Annotated in this window: 20 protein-coding genes; 6 read left to right on the top strand and 14 right to left on the bottom strand. The window is 71.0% G+C overall.

Annotated features, from left to right (window positions below; genetic code table 11):
* The 4 genes from ABDW35_RS16575 to ABDW35_RS16560 all read right to left on the bottom strand — a co-directional run.
* The coding region (locus tag ABDW35_RS16575; protein WP_343714988.1) for an MFS transporter at positions 1-855 on the bottom strand (855 nt) is incomplete at its 3' end.
* Positions 852-1280, bottom strand: coding sequence for a MarR family transcriptional regulator (locus tag ABDW35_RS16570; protein ID WP_343714987.1), 429 nt, complete (start codon positions 1278-1280; stop codon positions 852-854). The genes ABDW35_RS16575 and ABDW35_RS16570, both read right to left, overlap by 4 nt.
* An 83-nt stretch (positions 1281-1363) precedes the next feature.
* Positions 1364-1738, bottom strand: a complete 375-nt coding sequence (locus ABDW35_RS16565; RefSeq protein WP_343714986.1) for a VOC family protein — start codon at positions 1736-1738, stop codon at positions 1364-1366.
* 52 nt (positions 1739-1790) lie between these two features.
* Positions 1791-2594, bottom strand: a complete 804-nt coding sequence (locus ABDW35_RS16560; protein ID WP_343714985.1) for a helix-turn-helix transcriptional regulator — start codon at positions 2592-2594, stop codon at positions 1791-1793.
* 114 nt (positions 2595-2708) lie between these two features.
* On the opposite strand from ABDW35_RS16560, the gene ABDW35_RS16555 reads away from it, so the two are divergent.
* Positions 2709-3143, top strand: a complete 435-nt coding sequence (locus tag ABDW35_RS16555; RefSeq protein ID WP_343714984.1) for a hypothetical protein — start codon at positions 2709-2711, stop codon at positions 3141-3143.
* 11 nt (positions 3144-3154) lie between these two features.
* Here ABDW35_RS16555 and ABDW35_RS16550 read toward each other — a convergent pair whose 3' ends face one another.
* The 3 genes from ABDW35_RS16550 to gpmI all read right to left on the bottom strand — a co-directional run bounded on the left by ABDW35_RS16550 (position 3155) and on the right by gpmI (position 6825).
* Positions 3155-3643, bottom strand: coding sequence for an RNA pyrophosphohydrolase (locus ABDW35_RS16550; RefSeq protein WP_343714983.1), 489 nt, complete (start codon positions 3641-3643; stop codon positions 3155-3157).
* 10 nt (positions 3644-3653) lie between these two features.
* Positions 3654-5093, bottom strand: coding sequence for a S41 family peptidase (locus ABDW35_RS16545; protein WP_343714982.1), 1440 nt, complete (start codon positions 5091-5093; stop codon positions 3654-3656).
* Positions 5094-5283: 190 nt separating this feature from the next.
* On the bottom strand, positions 5284-6825 hold the full coding sequence (gpmI, locus tag ABDW35_RS16540; RefSeq protein WP_343714981.1) for a 2,3-bisphosphoglycerate-independent phosphoglycerate mutase: 1542 nt from the start codon (positions 6823-6825) through the stop codon (positions 5284-5286).
* 105 nt (positions 6826-6930) lie between these two features.
* Here gpmI and ABDW35_RS16535 point away from each other — a divergent pair, with 105 nt between their 5' ends.
* Together ABDW35_RS16535 and ABDW35_RS16530 are read left to right on the top strand one after the other, a co-directional pair.
* On the top strand, positions 6931-7335 hold the full coding sequence (locus ABDW35_RS16535; RefSeq protein ID WP_343714980.1) for a hypothetical protein: 405 nt from the start codon (positions 6931-6933) through the stop codon (positions 7333-7335).
* Positions 7336-7361: 26 nt separating this feature from the next.
* Positions 7362-7838: a hypothetical protein gene (locus ABDW35_RS16530; RefSeq protein WP_343714979.1), complete on the top strand. Its 477-nt coding sequence runs from the start codon at positions 7362-7364 to the stop codon at positions 7836-7838.
* Between the two features lie 17 nt (positions 7839-7855).
* On the opposite strand, the gene ABDW35_RS16525 is transcribed toward ABDW35_RS16530, so the two are convergent.
* From ABDW35_RS16525 to ABDW35_RS16500, 6 genes are all read right to left on the bottom strand, one after another.
* The gene (locus ABDW35_RS16525; RefSeq protein WP_343714978.1) at positions 7856-8266 is read right to left on the bottom strand and encodes a DUF2306 domain-containing protein; all 411 of its coding nucleotides are present in this window, start codon (positions 8264-8266) and stop codon (positions 7856-7858) included.
* Between the two features lie 229 nt (positions 8267-8495).
* Complete coding sequence (gene rlmH / locus ABDW35_RS16520) at positions 8496-8954, bottom strand: 23S rRNA (pseudouridine(1915)-N(3))-methyltransferase RlmH (RefSeq protein ID WP_343714977.1); 459 nt, start codon at positions 8952-8954, stop codon at positions 8496-8498.
* A gap of 16 nt (positions 8955-8970) precedes the next feature.
* The gene (gene rsfS / locus ABDW35_RS16515) at positions 8971-9309 is read right to left on the bottom strand and encodes a ribosome silencing factor (protein WP_343714989.1); all 339 of its coding nucleotides are present in this window, start codon (positions 9307-9309) and stop codon (positions 8971-8973) included.
* Positions 9310-9397: 88 nt separating this feature from the next.
* The gene (locus tag ABDW35_RS16510; RefSeq protein WP_343714976.1) at positions 9398-10063 is read right to left on the bottom strand and encodes a nicotinate-nucleotide adenylyltransferase; all 666 of its coding nucleotides are present in this window, start codon (positions 10061-10063) and stop codon (positions 9398-9400) included.
* Positions 10064-10330: 267 nt separating this feature from the next.
* Entirely contained in the window at positions 10331-11614 is a 1284-nt protein-coding gene (locus ABDW35_RS16505) for a glutamate-5-semialdehyde dehydrogenase (RefSeq protein ID WP_343714975.1), read from the bottom strand.
* 52 nt (positions 11615-11666) lie between these two features.
* Complete coding sequence (locus tag ABDW35_RS16500; RefSeq protein WP_343714974.1) at positions 11667-13628, bottom strand: glycoside hydrolase family 15 protein; 1962 nt, start codon at positions 13626-13628, stop codon at positions 11667-11669.
* 319 nt (positions 13629-13947) lie between these two features.
* On the opposite strand from ABDW35_RS16500, the gene ABDW35_RS16495 reads away from it, so the two are divergent.
* Together ABDW35_RS16495 and ABDW35_RS16490 are read left to right on the top strand one after the other, a co-directional pair.
* On the top strand, positions 13948-14511 hold the full coding sequence (locus tag ABDW35_RS16495; RefSeq protein WP_343714973.1) for a tetratricopeptide repeat protein: 564 nt from the start codon (positions 13948-13950) through the stop codon (positions 14509-14511).
* 61 nt (positions 14512-14572) lie between these two features.
* Positions 14573-15130 carry a tetratricopeptide repeat protein gene (locus ABDW35_RS16490; RefSeq protein ID WP_343714972.1) on the top strand — a complete coding sequence of 186 codons (558 nt, stop codon included), beginning with the start codon at positions 14573-14575 and terminating at the stop codon, positions 15128-15130.
* Between the two features lie 16 nt (positions 15131-15146).
* On the opposite strand, the gene ABDW35_RS16485 is transcribed toward ABDW35_RS16490, so the two are convergent.
* Positions 15147-15533 carry a nuclear transport factor 2 family protein gene (locus ABDW35_RS16485; protein ID WP_343714971.1) on the bottom strand — a complete coding sequence of 129 codons (387 nt, stop codon included), beginning with the start codon at positions 15531-15533 and terminating at the stop codon, positions 15147-15149.
* Between the two features lie 28 nt (positions 15534-15561).
* Here ABDW35_RS16485 and ABDW35_RS16480 point away from each other — a divergent pair, with 28 nt between their 5' ends.
* Positions 15562-15759: a hypothetical protein gene (locus ABDW35_RS16480; protein WP_343714970.1), complete on the top strand. Its 198-nt coding sequence runs from the start codon at positions 15562-15564 to the stop codon at positions 15757-15759.
* Positions 15760-15808 lie beyond the last annotated feature (49 nt).

The raw sequence follows: 15808 nt of genomic DNA, 5'->3' as shown, positions 1-15808 counted from the left end.
CATGAAGGTCAGGGCCAGCACCAGGCAGCCGACGGCGAAGACCCGGTTGCGACGCAGATGCAGCGGCAGCACCGGGTCGGGGAAGCGGCGGGCATGGGCGACGAACAGCACCGCCAGAGCCAGCACTGCCGCGCCGATGCCGAGGATTTTGGGCGAGGTCCAGGCGAATTGCGATCCGCCGAGGGTCAGCAGCAGCAGGAAGGCGGTGGTCGCGCCGGTCAGCAGCAGGGCGCCGAGATAGTCGATGCGCCTCTGCCGAGCCCGGTGCGGGCGACGCAGGGCGCGGTGCACCACCGCCAGCGCGACGGTGCCGACCGGTAGGTTGACAAAGAAGATCCAGTGCCAGGACAGCAGGTCGGTGATGGCGCCGCCCAGCACCGGTCCGACCACGCTGCACACCGCGAACACCGCCGCCACCGATCCCTGGCGGCGGCCGCGCTGGGCCGGCGGCACCAGGTCGCCGATGGTGGCCTGGGCCAGCGGCAGCAGGCCGCCGGCGCCCAGCCCCTGCACGGCGCGGAAGGCGATCAGCTGCGCCATGCTCTGGGCCAAGCCGCACAGCGCCGACCCCAGCAGGAACAGCAGCACGGCCAGGGTCAGCATCGGCTTGCGGCCATGCTGGTCGCTCAGCTTGCCGTAGAGCGGCATGACGGCGGTGGAGGCCAGGACATAGGCCGTCACCACCCAGGACAGATGGGTACCGCCGCCGAGATCGCCGACGATGCTGGGCAGGGCGGTGGCGACGATGTTCTGGTCCAGCGCGCTGAGCCCCAGCACGATCATGAGGCCGATCAGCACGAAGCGGATCTCGCGGGACGACACCTCGGGCCCGGCCGCCGGGGCAGGGGCCGTCATTCGCCGAGCCTCACGAGGGCCGGGATCGCCGCCGCGACCGCCTGCCGCTCGGCCGGCGACAGCCCGTCCAGCCGGCGCGCCAGCCAGTCGGTGCGCAGGCGCCGCAGCGCCTCGGCCCGGCGCTCGCCCTCCGGCGTCGCGACCAGGCCGGTGCGGCGGCGGTCCTTCGGGTCGGGTGGGGCACGAGTGACCAGCCCGGCCGTCTCCAGCTGCTTGATATGGCCGCTGATGGTGGGGCCGCGCAGGCCCTCGATCTCGGCTAAGGCGCCGACGCCGATGCCGGGATTCTTGATGATCAGGACCAGCAGCAGGTTCTGCAGCGGTGAGACGTCGCCATCCTGCGTCTCCCGCCGCATCCGCCGGTACAGCCGCAGCAGCGCCGGGCGCATCGCCTCGGCCAGCAGGTCGGAAGCGGGATCCGCCATGGTCGCTCATCCAGATAGATAGGCTCCCTATCTATATATCCGGATGGAGGCGCACCGCAATGGAGGCCGATGCGGCTATAGGATCAGCGCGGCGGTTCGCTCAGCTCCAGCCGATTGCCGGCCGGATCGCGGGTGAACAGGCGGCGATAGTTTGCGGGCGGGCGCGGATCATGCTCGATCGGCGCCCCACCTTCGCGCAGCCGGGTCTCGGCCGCGTCCAGATCGGCGACGACAAGGCAGAGGTGGCGATCCGCCGCCAGCTGCTCGGACCGGCCGGGTGCATCGGGCGACAGGTGGATCTCGGCGCCGCCGACCCGCAGCCAGGCGCCCTGGCTGCGCCGGCCCTGCGGCTTCGGCAGCGCCTCCAGCCCCAGCGTCTCGACATAGAAGCGCACCGTCTCGCCCTCCAGCTCCGGCGGGAAGGTCAGGTTGACGTGGTGCAGCGACAGGATGGTCACGGCCGGGTTCTCCGATCGGGAGGCCCGATCATCGGCCGCGTGCCGGCCGGTATCAACGGGTGTCGCGGTACTGCGCCGGCGTCATCCCCAGGGTGCGGCGGAACATGGCGGTGAAGGCGCTGGGGCTGTCATAGCCCAGCTCCAGCGCCACGGCGGTGACGCTGCGGCCGCGGCCGAGCAGGTCGAGCGCCGCCAGCAGCCGGGCGCGGCGCTGCCAGGCGGCGACCGACAGGCCGGTCTCGGCGCCGAAGCGGCGCTCCAGCGTGCGCGGGCTGGCGGCGGCCAGGCGCGCCCATTCCGCCAGTGGGCGGCGGCTGCCGGGCGCGGCCAGCAGCGCCAGGGCCAAGCGCCGGGCGCGGCGGTCGCGCGGCATCGGCAGCAGCAGCCGGGTGGGCGGGGCGGCCGCCATCTCGTCCAGCATCACGGCGACGACGCGGCGCTGGCGGTCGTCCAGCGGCCGGGCCTCGGGCCAGGTCGCGGCACGCAACGCGAGTTCGCGCAGCAGGGGCGAGAAGGGCAGGACCCGGCAATCGGCGGGCAGGCCGGCCGCCGCCTCGACCGGGACCAGGATGCCGTGCATGTGCAGGCCGCCATCGGTGCTGGCGTCGTGCATCAGGCCTGGCGGCATCCACAGGGCGCAGCCGGTGGGCACGCACCAGCGACCCTCGGCGGTGCCGATCACGGCGCTGCCGGCCGCGGGCCAGAAGATCTGGCCGCCGCGATGGGCATGGGCCGGCGTCTCGAAGGCGGCGTCGATCCGCACCTCCAGCCGCACCATCTGGTCCGCCAGCCGGTCCAGCATCGTCGCTTCGGCCGAACCGGGGGCCATGCGGATGACCGTTTCGCGATAGGACATGGCCCGGCCTCGTGCGATCGGTGGGCCGCGATCCGCTAGGGTGGCTCAACCCTGGCCGGTCTGCGGCCTCGACATGCAAATGAGAGTAATTATCACATGATGCCGAAAATCGCCATGCCGGCTCCCGATGCCGCCGGGTCCGTGCCGCCCCTGTTCGACCTCAGCGCCTTCCCGCTGGTGCGGCTGCCGATGCCGGAGCCGGGGATGGAAGGCTATGGCGACCGCTGGGTGGCCGAGTTCGACCTGATCCTGGCGCGCGAAAGCCGCTTCGTGATGCTCAGCATCGGCCCGATGCCGGAACGCGAGGCGCATGACGACCGCAAGGCCCGGATGCTGTGGCTGAAGCGGCGGCGCGGCGATCTCGGCCGGCTCTGCCTAGCCCATCTCCATGTCGAGCCGGACCCGCTGCGCCGGGCGGCGATGCAGGCGACGGTGCTGACCGCGAAGATGGCGGCCGCCTTCCCCTATCCGCTGGCGCTGTTCGCCGATCAGGATGCGGCGCTGGAGCGCGCCTGGACCCTGCTGCGCGCGGTGCCGCTGACGCTTTAGCGATCGCGTCCCTAGCCCCGCCCCAGCAGCTCGCTGAATGCGGCCAGCACCGTGGCGTAGACGTCGCGCTTGAACGGGACGATCTCGGCCAGCACCCGGTCCGGCGCCGACCAGCGCCAGGCGTCGAATTCGGGATGCTCGGTCTCGATGTCGATATCGGCGTCCGTGCCCAGGAAGCGCAGCGCCACCCAGCGCTGCTCCTGGCCGCGGTAGCGGCCGCCCCAGACCTTGCCGATCAGGTGGTCGGGCAGGTCGTAGCACACCGTCTCCGGCGCCTCGGCCAGGAACTCGGCCCGGTCGGTGCCGATCTCCTCCTTCAGCTCGCGGAAGGCGGCCTGCCGAGCCGTCTCGCCGGGGTCGATGCCGCCCTGCGGCATCTGCCAGCCATCGGGCGTGTCCCGGCGCCGCGCCACGAAGACGCGGCCGTCGCGGTCCAGCAGCATGATGCCGACGCAGGGCCGGTACGGCAGGCCCTGTTTCAGCGTGTCGGTCGGTGCCATGGCGCGGCGGTCAGCCCGCCTGCCCCTTCTGGAACAGCGCCAGGCCGCGCAGCAGGTCGAGCGCGCGCGACAGCTGGTAGTCGACATCCGCCGGCTTGTTCGCATCGGCCGCGCCGTCGGAGGGCGGCGACGCCGCCTTGTCCTGGCCCGGGGTGGCGGGCTTGTCGGTCTGCTGCTGCGAGGTGCCGGGCGCCGGCGTCGTCGGGGTGGCCGGCGCCTTCTGGTCGGCGCCGTCCTGGCCCGGCAGGTTCTGCTTGTTGTCGTTGTTCAGGGCGCCCTTCAGGTCGGCCTCGCGGTAGCCGCGCATCTGCGCGATCTCCTCGATCCGGGCCTGCTGCACCTCGATGTCCGGGGTGATGCCCAGCTGCTGGATCGACCGGCCGGACGGGGTGTAGTAGCGCGCCGTGGTCAGGCGCATCGCGCCATGGCCCGGCAGCGGGATGATGGTCTGGACCGAGCCCTTGCCGAAGCTCTGCGTCCCCAGCAGCACCGCGCGGTGGTGGTCCTGCAGCGCGCCGGCCACGATCTCCGACGCCGAGGCCGAGCCGCCATTGATCAGCACCACCAGCGGCAGGCCGTCGGCCAGGTCGCCCGGCGTGGCGTTGTAGCGCTGCGCCTGGTCGGCCTTGCGCGACCGGGTCGACACGATCTCGCCCTTGTCGAGGAAGGCGTCGGCCACGGCGATCGCCTGGTCCAGCAGGCCGCCTGGGTCGTTGCGCAGGTCCAGCACATAGCCCTGCAGCTTGTCGCCGAGCTTCTTCTTGATGTCGGTGATGCCGCGCTTCAGCCCGTCTTCGGTGCGTTCGGTGAAGCTGGTGATGCGGATGTAACCGACATTGCCCTCGGTCCGCCAGCGCACCGATTCCACCGGAATGGTGGCGCGCGCCAGGTTGAGGTCGAACGGCTCCTGGTCGCCGCGGCGGATGGTGATGGTCAGGTTGCTGCCCACCGGGCCGCGCATCTTGTCCACCGCCTCGTTGAGGCTCATGTTGACGATCGGCTTGCCGTCGATGGCGATGATCAGGTCGCCGGCCTGGACCCCGGCCTTGGCGGCGGGCGTGTCGTCGATCGGCGACACCACCTTCACCACCCCGTTCTCCATCGTCACCTCGATGCCGAGGCCGCCGAAGCTGCCGCGGGTCTGGGACTGCATGTCCTGGAACTCGTCGGAGTTCAGGAAGTTGGAGTGCGGGTCCAGCGAGGTCAGCATGCCGTTGATCGCGGCCTCGACCAGCTGCTTGTCGCTGACCGGCTCGACATACTCGGCGCGCACCCGCTCGAACACCTCGCCGAACAGGTCGAGCTGCTTGTAGGTGTCGGTGGAGTCACTGCTCGTCGCCTTGTCAGGCGCCTTGTCCTGCGCCCAGCCCTGGAAGGTCAGGGTGTGTCCGCCGACGAAGGCCAGCCCCATCAGGGCCCCGATGGCGACGGCGTTCAGGTGCTTCTTCATGCTTGCCCTCGCTGGCGGCCGGGCCGCCAGGCGCTCGAGTCAATCGGCCGACCGGCCGTCTCCGGAACCGGAGGGGCGGCTGGCCAGGGTGGACGCCACCCGATGATATCTGCCGGGTTTCGGCGGGATCAAGTTACCTGACGTCCATCTTTGGCGGTTTCGCGTCAACTTGCCACTACGATTGCAGCATTCACGCGGCGTCGATCAGGCTGTGCCCGGTCATCTCCTCCGGCTGCTCCAGCCCCATCAGATGCAGCAGGGTGGGGGCGACGTCGGCCAGCTTGCCGTCATGCAGGGTGCGGCGGGGCGCCGGCGCATTGACCAGGATCACCGGCACCTTGTTCAGCGTGTGCGCGGTGTGCGGGCCGCCGGTGACGGGGTCGCGCATCAGCTCGGCATTGCCGTGGTCGGCGGTGACGATCATGGCGCCGCCCTGGCGCCGCACCGCGGCCTCGACCTTGCCCAGGCAGGCATCGACCGTGGCGCAGGCCTTGATCGCCGCCTCCAGGATGCCGGTATGGCCGACCATGTCCGGATTGGCGAAGTTCACCACCACCAGGTCATATCTGCCGCTGTCGATGGCGGCGACCAGCTTCTCGCACAGCTCCGGCGCCGACATCTCCGGCTGCAAATCGTAGGTCGCGACCTTGGGAGAGGCGACCAGGATCCGGTCCTCGCCGGGAAACTGCCGCTCCTCGCCGCCGTTGAAGAAGAAGGTGACGTGCGGGTACTTCTCGGTCTCGGCGGCGCGCAGCTGGGCGCGGCCGGCCTCCGCCACCACCTCGCCCAGCCCCTTGTCGATCGACTTGGGCGGGAAGATCGCCGACATGAAGCCGTTCAGCAGGTCGGAATACTCGACCATGCCGCAGGCATCGGCGAAGTGGATGAGCTGGCGCTGAAAGCCGTCGAATTTCGGGTCCAGCAGCGCCTGCAGGATCTCGCGCACCCGGTCGGCGCGGAAATTGGCGCACAGCACGCCGTCGCCGTCCTTCATCCCGGCATAGCCGCCGATCACGCTGGGCAGGATGAACTCGTCGCCGGTGTCGGCCCTGTAGGCGGCCTCGATGGCGGCGACCGGATCGGGCGCTGCCTCGCCCTTACCCTCGGCCACGGCGCGATAGGCCTTCTCCACCCGCTCCCAGCGCTTGTCGCGGTCCATGGCGTAGTAGCGGCCGTCGACCGTGGCGACGCGGGCATTCGGCAGCCCGTCGATGTCCTGCAGGAAGCGGCGGAGATAGTCGGCGCCGGCGCGGGGCGGGGTGTCGCGCCCGTCGGTATAGGCATGGACCGCGACCGGCACGCCGGCCCCGGCGACGATCTTCGCCAGCGCCGCGATCTGGTCCTGATGGGCGTGCACGCCGCCGGGCGACAGCAGGCCCATCAGGTGGCAGGTGCCGCCGGAAGCCTTCAGCGCCGCGATGTGCTTCTGCAGCGCCTTGGCCTTGGCCAGCGAGCCGTCGGCGATGGCGTTGAAGATCATCTGCAGGTCCTGGAACACCACCCGGCCGGCGCCGAGATTCATGTGCCCGACCTCGGAATTGCCGATCTGGCCGTGCGGCAGGCCCACGGCCTCCTCGCTGGCCTGCAGGAAGGCGTGCGGCTCCTCCGCCCACAGCCGGTCGAAATTCGGCGTGTCGGCCAGGCGCACGGCGTTGTCCGCCTCCTCCTCGCGCCAGCCCCAGCCGTCGAGGACACAGAGGACGACGGGACGGGGTGGGGTCGCTGCGCTCATCGCATGTCCTTTCTCGGAATCCGCCCTTCATGTATCGATTGGCTCGGCCGGCACAAGGGCGTTTCGCCCGGCCGACAATCGGACAACACCCGGAACGGAGGCGGCGTGGCGAGATTCGACATCCGGTGGCTCTCGATGGCCCTGCTGCTCGCCGGCTGCGCCGGCAGCCCGGTGGTCGGCGCCGCCTATGACGCCAAGGACCCGGTCGACCGCTGGCAGGCGGCGCTGCGGGCCAATTCCGCCCGCTATGTCTGCGGCGCCCCGCTGGCGGAGGGACGCGAGGCCCGGCTGGCCGATGCCCTGGTCGAGGCCCAGCACCAGGCCACCGCGGCGCTGGCGCAGCGGGAGGGCACGACAGCGACCGATCCCGAGGTGCTGGGCGACATCGCGTCCCGCCGGACGCTGCAGGAGCGGATGGTGCGCGATGCGGTCGCAGAGCGCGGCTGTGCCGATCCGCAGATCATGGATCTGATCGGCCTGGCCGAACGTTTGTCCGCCGGACAGGCGTGACCTGCCGGAGAGTTGACGGAGGACGCATGCGCTTCACGCGCTTCGGATCGGCTGCGGTGGTCGCGGCCCTCGCCCTCGGGGGCTGCAACGAGCAGGGCTACATCGATCCCGGATATCCCGGCTCGCCCGGCTACCCCGGATATTCCAGCTACTCCGGCGCAGGGCGTGTGCCGCAGCAGGCCGGCTATGCCGGCGATGCGCTGCAGCGATACGACGCCATGGTCCGGGCGGAGGCCGCGGCGCGGTCGTGCCGGGTGCGGCTGGATCCGCAGCAGGAGCAGCGCTTCGCCGCGGTGCTGCAGCAGGCGGAATCCGAAGCGGCCGGGCAGCTGGCCAGCAGTTCGGGGGCTCCTGGAAGCCAGGACGCGGTGTGGCAGGAGCTCGGTGCCCGGCGCGCGGCGAATGAGCGCGACGCCGCGACCGTGGCCCGCCAGCGCGGCTGCCGCTCCGGCACGGTCGAGGAGCTGATCGGGACCTACCGCAACTTCGCGGCCACAGGCTGACCGAGCAGCCGCCGATCCTAAGGTCCAAACAGGACCCGGAACATGATTCGTCCGGGAACGGTGAAGGCCACGACCAGCGGGATGCCGAGGGCGAACCAAGCGAGCGCGCGCATGATCCGGCGGTGGCGCTCGACGTCATGCCGCTTGGCAGCGGCGATCGCCCGCCCCAGGCTGGCCAGGGTCAGCACGGCCAGCAGGTGCAGCCAGCTGATCGGCCCGACATGCGGCGGGATCGGGCGGTCGAGGATGAAGAAAGCGCTGAGGCAGACGCCGGTGATCGCCGCGGTCCAGATCCAGCCCATGGCGCGATGGCGCGGCGTGCCCTTCGGCAGGATCAATTGCAGCGGCGCCAAGGCGACGGCGACGCAGACGGCGGCGACATGCAGCTGAATCGCCAGCGGGGCGTCCAGCAGCGGCGCGAACGACATAACCCGTCCCCCCGGTGTCATGCCCGGGCTCGACCCGCGCATCGGGGAATGTCGGCATTCTCAGGGTGGGCGGGTCAAGCCCACTGCGCTTCGGTTGAACTCAACCCTTGTTGTCATTGCCGGGCTTGACCCAGCAATCCAGGGGCCACCGAGAGCGGCTCTTGAAAGCCCCTGGATCCTCGGGTCAAGCCCGAGGATGACAAAAATTAGACTGGGAGCACGACCTGCCTCATGCCCGGTGATACGGATGCCCGCTCAGGATGGTCTGGGCGCGGTAGAGCTGCTCGGCCAGCATCGCCCGGGCCAGCATGTGCGGCCAGGTCAGGCGGCCAAAGGACAGCAGAAGGCCGGCCCGGTCGCGCACCGAATCGTCATGGCCGTCGGCGCCGCCGATCAGGAAGGCGGCCTCGGCCCGGCCCTCGTCGCGCCAGCGGCCCAGCAGCCTGGCGAAGCTGGCGCTGTCGAGGTCGCGGCCGCGCTCGTCCAGCGCCACCACGGCGGCTCCGGCCGATACCGCGGCCAACAGCAGCGACGCCTCCTCACGCTTCAGGGCGATGCCGGACAGGCCCTTGCGGGCCTCGACCTCGCGCAGCGTCAGCGGCCAGGCGGAGCGGCCAGCATAGTCGTCGAACAGCTCGCGCAGCGGCCCCGGCCGGGCGCGGCCGACCGCGGCGACGGTCAGCCGCATGGCGGGGCCTTGCGGCTCAGGCGGTGCCGATGCGGGTCACCCGCTCGGCATCGTCGTCCCACATCTTCTCGAGCGCGTAGAATTCGCGCACCTCGGGCCGGAACAGATGGACGACCACGTCGCCGGCGTCGATCAGCACCCAGTCGCCCCGCTGCTGGCCCTCGACCTGGACAGGCCCGGGCGCCAGCGGCTTCAGCTTCTCCAGCAGGTGGTCGGCCATGGCGGCGACCTGGCGCGAGGAGCGGCCGGTGGCGATGATCAGGCTGTCGGCGATGGAGGACCGGCCGGTCAGGTCGATCACGACCAGATCCTCGGCCTTGTCGTCGTCGAGCGACGTGAGGGCGGTCTCGAGCAGGGGCCGGGCAAGGCTGGCCGCGAGGCCCGGCGGCAGACGCCCGGCTTCGGCCAGGGGCGTCTCGGTGTTCGGTCGTATGGCGTTCACCTCAAGGTTGTGCGGCGGCGCGCCGTGATTGCGACGCGGCGTCGACGGGATCGCGGTGAAGCCTTCGCGCGGCCCTCAGCGCCGTGGCCGAGGCCGGGTGACGCTTCGCCAGGAAGAACACCCAGGCCGGTGGGGCCGTTCCGGCCAAAGCCCGGGTGTGATCCTGGTCGATCCGCGCCCGTGCGAACCGCCGCGCCGCCAATCCCGACAACGCTCTTAAAGAATAGGAAGGACGATCGTAGACGGCAACCGGCACGGTCTCGAAGATTTTCGTCCAGCGCTGCCAATGACGGATCTGCGCCAGATTGTCGGCCCCCATCAGCCAGACGAACTCGGTGCGCGGGAAGCGGGCGACCAGCGCCTGCAGCGTGTCGGCGGTGAATCGGGTGCCGAGATCGGCCTCGATGCCGGTGACGACGATGCGCGGGTGGCGGGCGGCGCGGCGGGCGGAATCGATCCGCTCCGCGAAAGGCGCCATGCCGTCGGCCGATTTCAGCGGGTTCTGCGGCGACACCAGCCACCACACCGCGTCCAGCCCCAGCCGCTTCATCGCCTCGACGCTGATGTGCCGGTGCCCGGCATGGGCCGGGTTGAACGACCCGCCGAGCAGCCCGACGCGGCAGCCGTCCCAGATCCGGCCGTGCCGGGGATTGGGCGGGGTCATCATGGCGATGTCCCGCGATCGGCCATTGTAACATCCGAGCTTTTTTTAGTCCCCCCTCCCCTCGCGGGAGGGGGGTAGGGGGAGGGGGCTGCGCGCGTCTGCGCGCGTATGGGCAGGGCACCGAACTCGCCGTCCGTGCCGGTTTGAGACGGTCTGGGCCGGCTCGATCCGAGAGAACCCCCTCCCCCTACCCCCTCCCGCAAGGGGAGGGGGAGAGTAAGGGGCAAGGGCGTTGCTGATGAGTTCAATCGAGGGCGATCCCGCCGGCGCTCAGGGCCGCGTCTGGCCGGTGCCGCGGACGAGGTATTTGGTGCTCGTCAGCTGCTCGGTGCCGACCGGGCCGCGGGCGTGCAGCCGGCCGGTGGCGATGCCGATCTCGGCCCCCATGCCGAACTCGCCCCCATCCGCGAACTGGGTCGAGGCGTTGACCAGCACGATGGCGCTGTCCACCCGGGCCAGGAACGCCTCGGTCGCCGCCGGGTCGGCGGTGACGATGCTGTCGGTGTGATGGCTGCCGTGCAGGTTGACGTGCTCGATCGCGGCGTCCAGCCCGTCCACCGTCTTCACCGACAGGATGGCGTCGAGATATTCGGTGTCCCAGTCGTCGTCGGAGGCGGCGAGGACGCGCGGGTCGATCGCCTGCACAACGGTGTCGCCGCGGATCTCGCAGCCCGCCTCGATCAGGTCGTCCAGGATCGGCCGCAGCATCGTCCCGGCGACGCTGCGGTCGATCAGCAGCGTCTCGGTGGCGCTGCACACGCCGGTGCGCCGCATCTTGGCGTTGTAGACGACGCGCCGCGCCATCTCCGGGTCGGCCGCCTCGTGCACATAGGTGTGGTTGATGCCGTCCAGGTGCCACAGCACCGGGATCCGGCTGTCCGCCGCCACCCGGGCCGTCAGCGACTTGCCGCCGCGCGGGATCACCACGTCGACGAATTCGGTCAGGGTCAGCAGCTCGCCCACCGCGGCGCGGTCGCGGGTCGGCACCAGCTGCACCGCGCTGCGCGGCAGCCCGGCCTTCTTCAGCCCGTGCCCCACCGCGGCGGCGATGGCGGTGGAGCTGCGGAAGCTCTCCGACCCGCAGCGCAGGATGCAGGCATTGCCCGCCTTCAGGCACAAGGCCGCGGCGTCGACGGTGACGTTGGGCCGGCTCTCGAAGATCACGCCGACGACGCCGAGCGGCACCCGCACCCGCTGGATGCGCAACCCGTTCGGCCGGATCCAGTCGGCCAGCACGTCGCCGATCGGGTCGGGCAGGCCGGCCACCGCCTCCAGCCCCTGTGCGATCGCCTCGATCCGCTTTTCGTCCAGCGCCAGCCGGTCGAGGAAGGAGCCGGCGACGCCGTTGCGCCGCGCCTCGGCCATGTCCTCGGCATTGGCGGCCAGGATCAGGTCGCGGTCGTCGCGGATCGCCGCCGCTGCCGCCAGGAGCGCCGCATCCTTCTGCGGTCGCGGCGCCAGGGCCAGCGCGGCGGCGGCGCTGCGTGCAGCGGCGCCCAGGCGGCGCATCAGCTCGGCGGTGCTCTCGGTGTCGGCGTCGAACAAAGCGGTCATCACGAAGTCTTTCAAGCGCGATGCCGCAGCCTAGCGCAGCTTTCCGCCGGTTTCACTGCGCTTCGGCTCCGGGGGTGCCATGCGCGCCGGCTCCATGCCCGTTGTGGCTGCGGTCCTCGGCCGGCCCGCGGAACTCAGCCAGGTTCAAGGCGGTGTTGATCACCCCGATATGGCTGAAGGCCTGCGGGAAGTTGCCCAGCTGCCGCCGCGCGATCGGGTCGTATTCCTCCGCCAGCAGCCCGACATCGTTGGTCAGGCTGAGCAGCCGCTCATAGAGCGCTGTCGCCCGGTCGGTGGCGCCGATCATGGCCAGCGCGTCGGCCAGCCAGAAGCTGCAGACCAGGAAGGTGCCTTCCTCGCCGGCCAGCCCGTCAACGCCGGACTCGGTCTCGTAGCGCCGGGCCAGGCCGTCGATGGTCAGCTCGCGCTCGATCGCCTCGACCGTGCCGATCACCCGCGGGTCGTCCGGCGGCAGGAAGCCCACCATCGGGATCTGCAGCAGCGCCGCGTCCAGCAGCTCCGACCCGTAGGACTGGACGAAGCTGTTGCGCTTCTCGGAGAAGCCCTTGGCGCAGATCTCGGCATGGATGCGGTCGCGCAGCGCCCGCCAGGCCTTGACCGGGCCTTCAAGCCCGAACTGCTCCACCGCCTTGACCGAGCGGTCGAACGCGACCCAGGCCATCACCTTGCTGTGCACGAAATGCCGCCGGGGGCCGCGGATCTCCCACAGCCCCTCATCCGGCTTGTCCCACATCTTCTCGAGGAAGCCGAGCAGCACGCGCTGCACCCGCCAGGCGTCGTGCGGGTGGGTCAGGTGCTTCTTGCGGGCGACATGGATGGCGTCCAGCAGCTCGCCATAGACGTCGAGCTGCAGCTGGGCATGGGCGCCGTTGCCGATGCGCACCGGCTTGCTGCCCTCATAGCCGGCCAGCCAGGGGATCTCCAGCTCGGTCAGCCGGCGCTCGCCGCCCAGGCCGTACATGATCTGCAGCTGCTCCGGCCGCCCGGCCGCGGCCCGGCGCAGCCAGTCGCGCCAGGACGCCGCCTCCTCGGTGAAGCCGGCGCCCAGCAGGGCGTACAGCGTCAGCGTCGCGTCGCGGATCCAGCAGTAGCGGTAGTCCCAGTTGCGCTCGCCGCCCAGCTCCTCGGGCAGGGAGGTGGTGGCGGCGGCGACGATGCCGCCCGTCGGGGCGTAGGTCAGCGCCTTGAGGGTGAGGGCGGAGCGCAGCACCGCGTCGCGATACGGCCCCTCATAGGTGCAGTGATGGGCCCAGCCATGCCACCAAGTCTCGGTGTCGGTCAGCGACCGGAACGGGTCGATGCCGCCCGGTTCGGGCAGGTGCGACGGGTGCCAGGTCAGGATGAAGGGCAGCCGGTCGCCGGCCTCGACCGTGAAGTCGCCGACCGTCTTCATCGCCTCGCCGTGCAGCGGGATCGGCGACCGGAAACGCAGCGCGTCCGGCCCGGCGATGGCGACGATGCCGTCCGGCCGGTGCCTCACCCAGGGCACGATGCGGCCGTAGTCGAAGCGGAACGATGCCTCCATCCGCATCGGCACGCTGCCGCCGCGGCCCTCGACCAGCCGGACGATCGAGATCTCGTCCTCCCGGTGCGGGAAGGGCATGAAGTCGATCAGCGCGACCGTCCCGGTCTCGGTCTCGAACTCGGTCTCCAGCACCAGCGTGTTGTCACGATAGCGCCGGCGGGTCCGGGCGGCGGTGTGGTCCTCCGGCGCGATCTGCCAATGGCCATTCTCGGTGTCGCCCAGGAGGCGGGCGAAGACGGCGTCGGAATCGAAGCGCGGCAGGCACAGCCAGTCGATCGACCCGTCGCGGCCGACCAGCGCCGTGGTCCGGCAATTGCCGATGATGGCGTAGTCCTCGATCCGCCCGGCCGGGCCCTTGAAGCGTCCCTCGGTCCGCACCCGCGGCTGCTTGCCGGCGGCGGCACGGCCCTCGGCACCGGCCGCGTCGGGGGTGGGAACGGCATCGGGATGCCCTGTCAGTGACACCATCTCGGTCTCCGCTGCGTGGTCACAGCTCACGGAAGGATTGACGGCCCGCTTGGTTCCGCTGGCGCGGCCGAAAGACCCTATGCCGCGGCGGGGCGCCGCTCCGCCGCCAGCAGCACAGCGAAACCCTGCCGCCACGCCGCCGCAGCGGCGATGGTCGCCTCGTTCCCCAGCGTATCGAAGAATCGCCCGGTGCCAAAGGCGACGGCTGCGATCCCGATCGCGACCCCTGCGCCGGACGCAGGACACTGTGCCGCCGGCTGCATTTCTTGCCGCGTCTTTTGACGTTGTCTTCTCAGCAGCCCGGCTCAATCTTCTGATTATGAAGGCGTTGCGCATCCTGGCCCTGGCGATGGCCATCCTCGCGGCGCCGTGCGGGACCCTCTCGGCGGCGGACGCCCCGACTCGTCTCGATTCCCTTCTCGACCAGCTCCGCACCGCCGCCGACCGCACCGCGGCGCAGCAGCTGGAGCGGCAGATCTGGACCCTGTGGCTGCGCTACGAGGGGAGCGATCCGCTGGTGCCGGACCTGATGCGGCGCGGCAACGCCGCCCTGCAGCAGCGCGACTATGCGGTGGCCGAGGCCGCCTTCGCCGGGGTGGTGGAGCGGGCGCCGGACTTCGTCGAGGGCTGGGACCGTCGCGCGGTGGCGCGCTTCCTGCGTGGCGACTGCGACGGCGCGCTGCAGGATATCGGCCGCACCTTGGCGCTGCAGCCGCGGCATTTCGGGGCGCTGTTCGGCCTGGGCCTGTGCCGGACCCTGCAGGGCGACCACCGGGCCGCGCTCGATGCCTTCGAGCGCGTTCTGGCGTTGGATCCGCATTACGCCCCGGCGCAGAGCCAGGCGGAGCGGATGCGCAAATATCTCGCCGGCTACCCGCTCTGACCATCCGATTCGGCCCGCTCCGCCTCTTGCCGGTCGGCCGGGTCGGACCGATCTCTTTCCAATGCGCCGCCTCCTCGCCCTGCTGCTGTCGGCCGTCCTGCTCGCGCTGGCTATCCCGGCCACGGGCCAGGACCGCGCGGCCCGGCTGGATGCGCTGTTCGCCCAGCTGAAGGCGGCCGCGCCGGAGGAGGAGCCGGCGCTGCAGATCCAGATCTGGCAGGTCTGGCTCGCCTATGACGGCCAGGATCCGGACGTCCCGGGCCTGCTGGAGCGCGGCAACACCGCGATGGGGGACCAGGACTATGCCGTGGCCGAGGCGGCGTTCAGCGCGGTGATCCAGCGCGACCCCGCCTATGCTGAAGGCTGGAACCGGCGGGCGACGGCGCGCTATCTGCGCGGCGACATCCGCGGCTCGATCGCCGATATCGACCAGGTGCTGGCGCGGGAGCCCCGCCATTTCGGCGCGCTGTCCGGCCTCGGCCTGTGCCGGATCAAGCTCGGCGACATCCCCGGCGCGATCGACGCCTATCAGCGCGTGCTGGCGATCGATCCGCAGATGGCGACGGCCCGAGACCAGCTCGAACAGCTCAAGAAGCTCCAGGCCGGCGATCCGATCTGAGGCCGGGTGCAGCCGGTCAGTGGATCGTGCCGGAGGGCTTGGCCGGGGCGGGGGCCTCGCGGGTCGGGCCGGCCTGGTGGTGCACCATGCGCCAGCCCTCGGGCTCGCGGATGAACACATTGGTCGCGGCCAGGCGGTTGTCACCGATCTTCTCGATGCACAGCACCACGGCGCTGTCGCCATAATCCAGCACCCGCGCCGTCTCGGCCGCGATCCGCGGCGGGTCGCGCAGGATCGACGCCCAGCTCTTCATCACCGCCTCGCGCCCCGCCAGCATCGGCCAGCCCGGATGGATGCAGGCCACCGGCTGCCGCCGCGACCACAGCGCCTCCATCGCGGCGGCGTCGCCCTGGGCGAGGGCGGCGTAGAAGGCCTGGTTGGCGGCGAGCGGGGTGTCGGTCATCTGAGCCTGTCAGTCCTCGATCCAGGCGATGCGCAGCACATTCGTGTTGCCGGGGGTGCCGAAGGGCACGCCGGCGGTCACCACCCGCGGCTACCAGGAAGCGGACGTGGTGGAGCTGACGAACTGGATCTGCGACGTGCTCGATGCGCCGAACGATGACGCCGTCATCGCCAAGGTGCGCGAGAAGGTCACGGCGCAGTGCCACAAGTTCCCGGTGTATGGCTGAGGGCCAGGGAATCGGGAATTGGGAGTCGGGGATAGTGAGAGCCCGGTTC

The organism is Inquilinus sp. (assembly GCF_039594555.1).
In the GTDB taxonomy this organism is placed as follows: domain Bacteria; phylum Pseudomonadota; class Alphaproteobacteria; order DSM-16000; family Inquilinaceae; genus Inquilinus.
The sequence above is the reverse complement of the archived record's forward strand: the minus strand, read 5'-3'. Positions and strand labels throughout refer to the sequence as shown.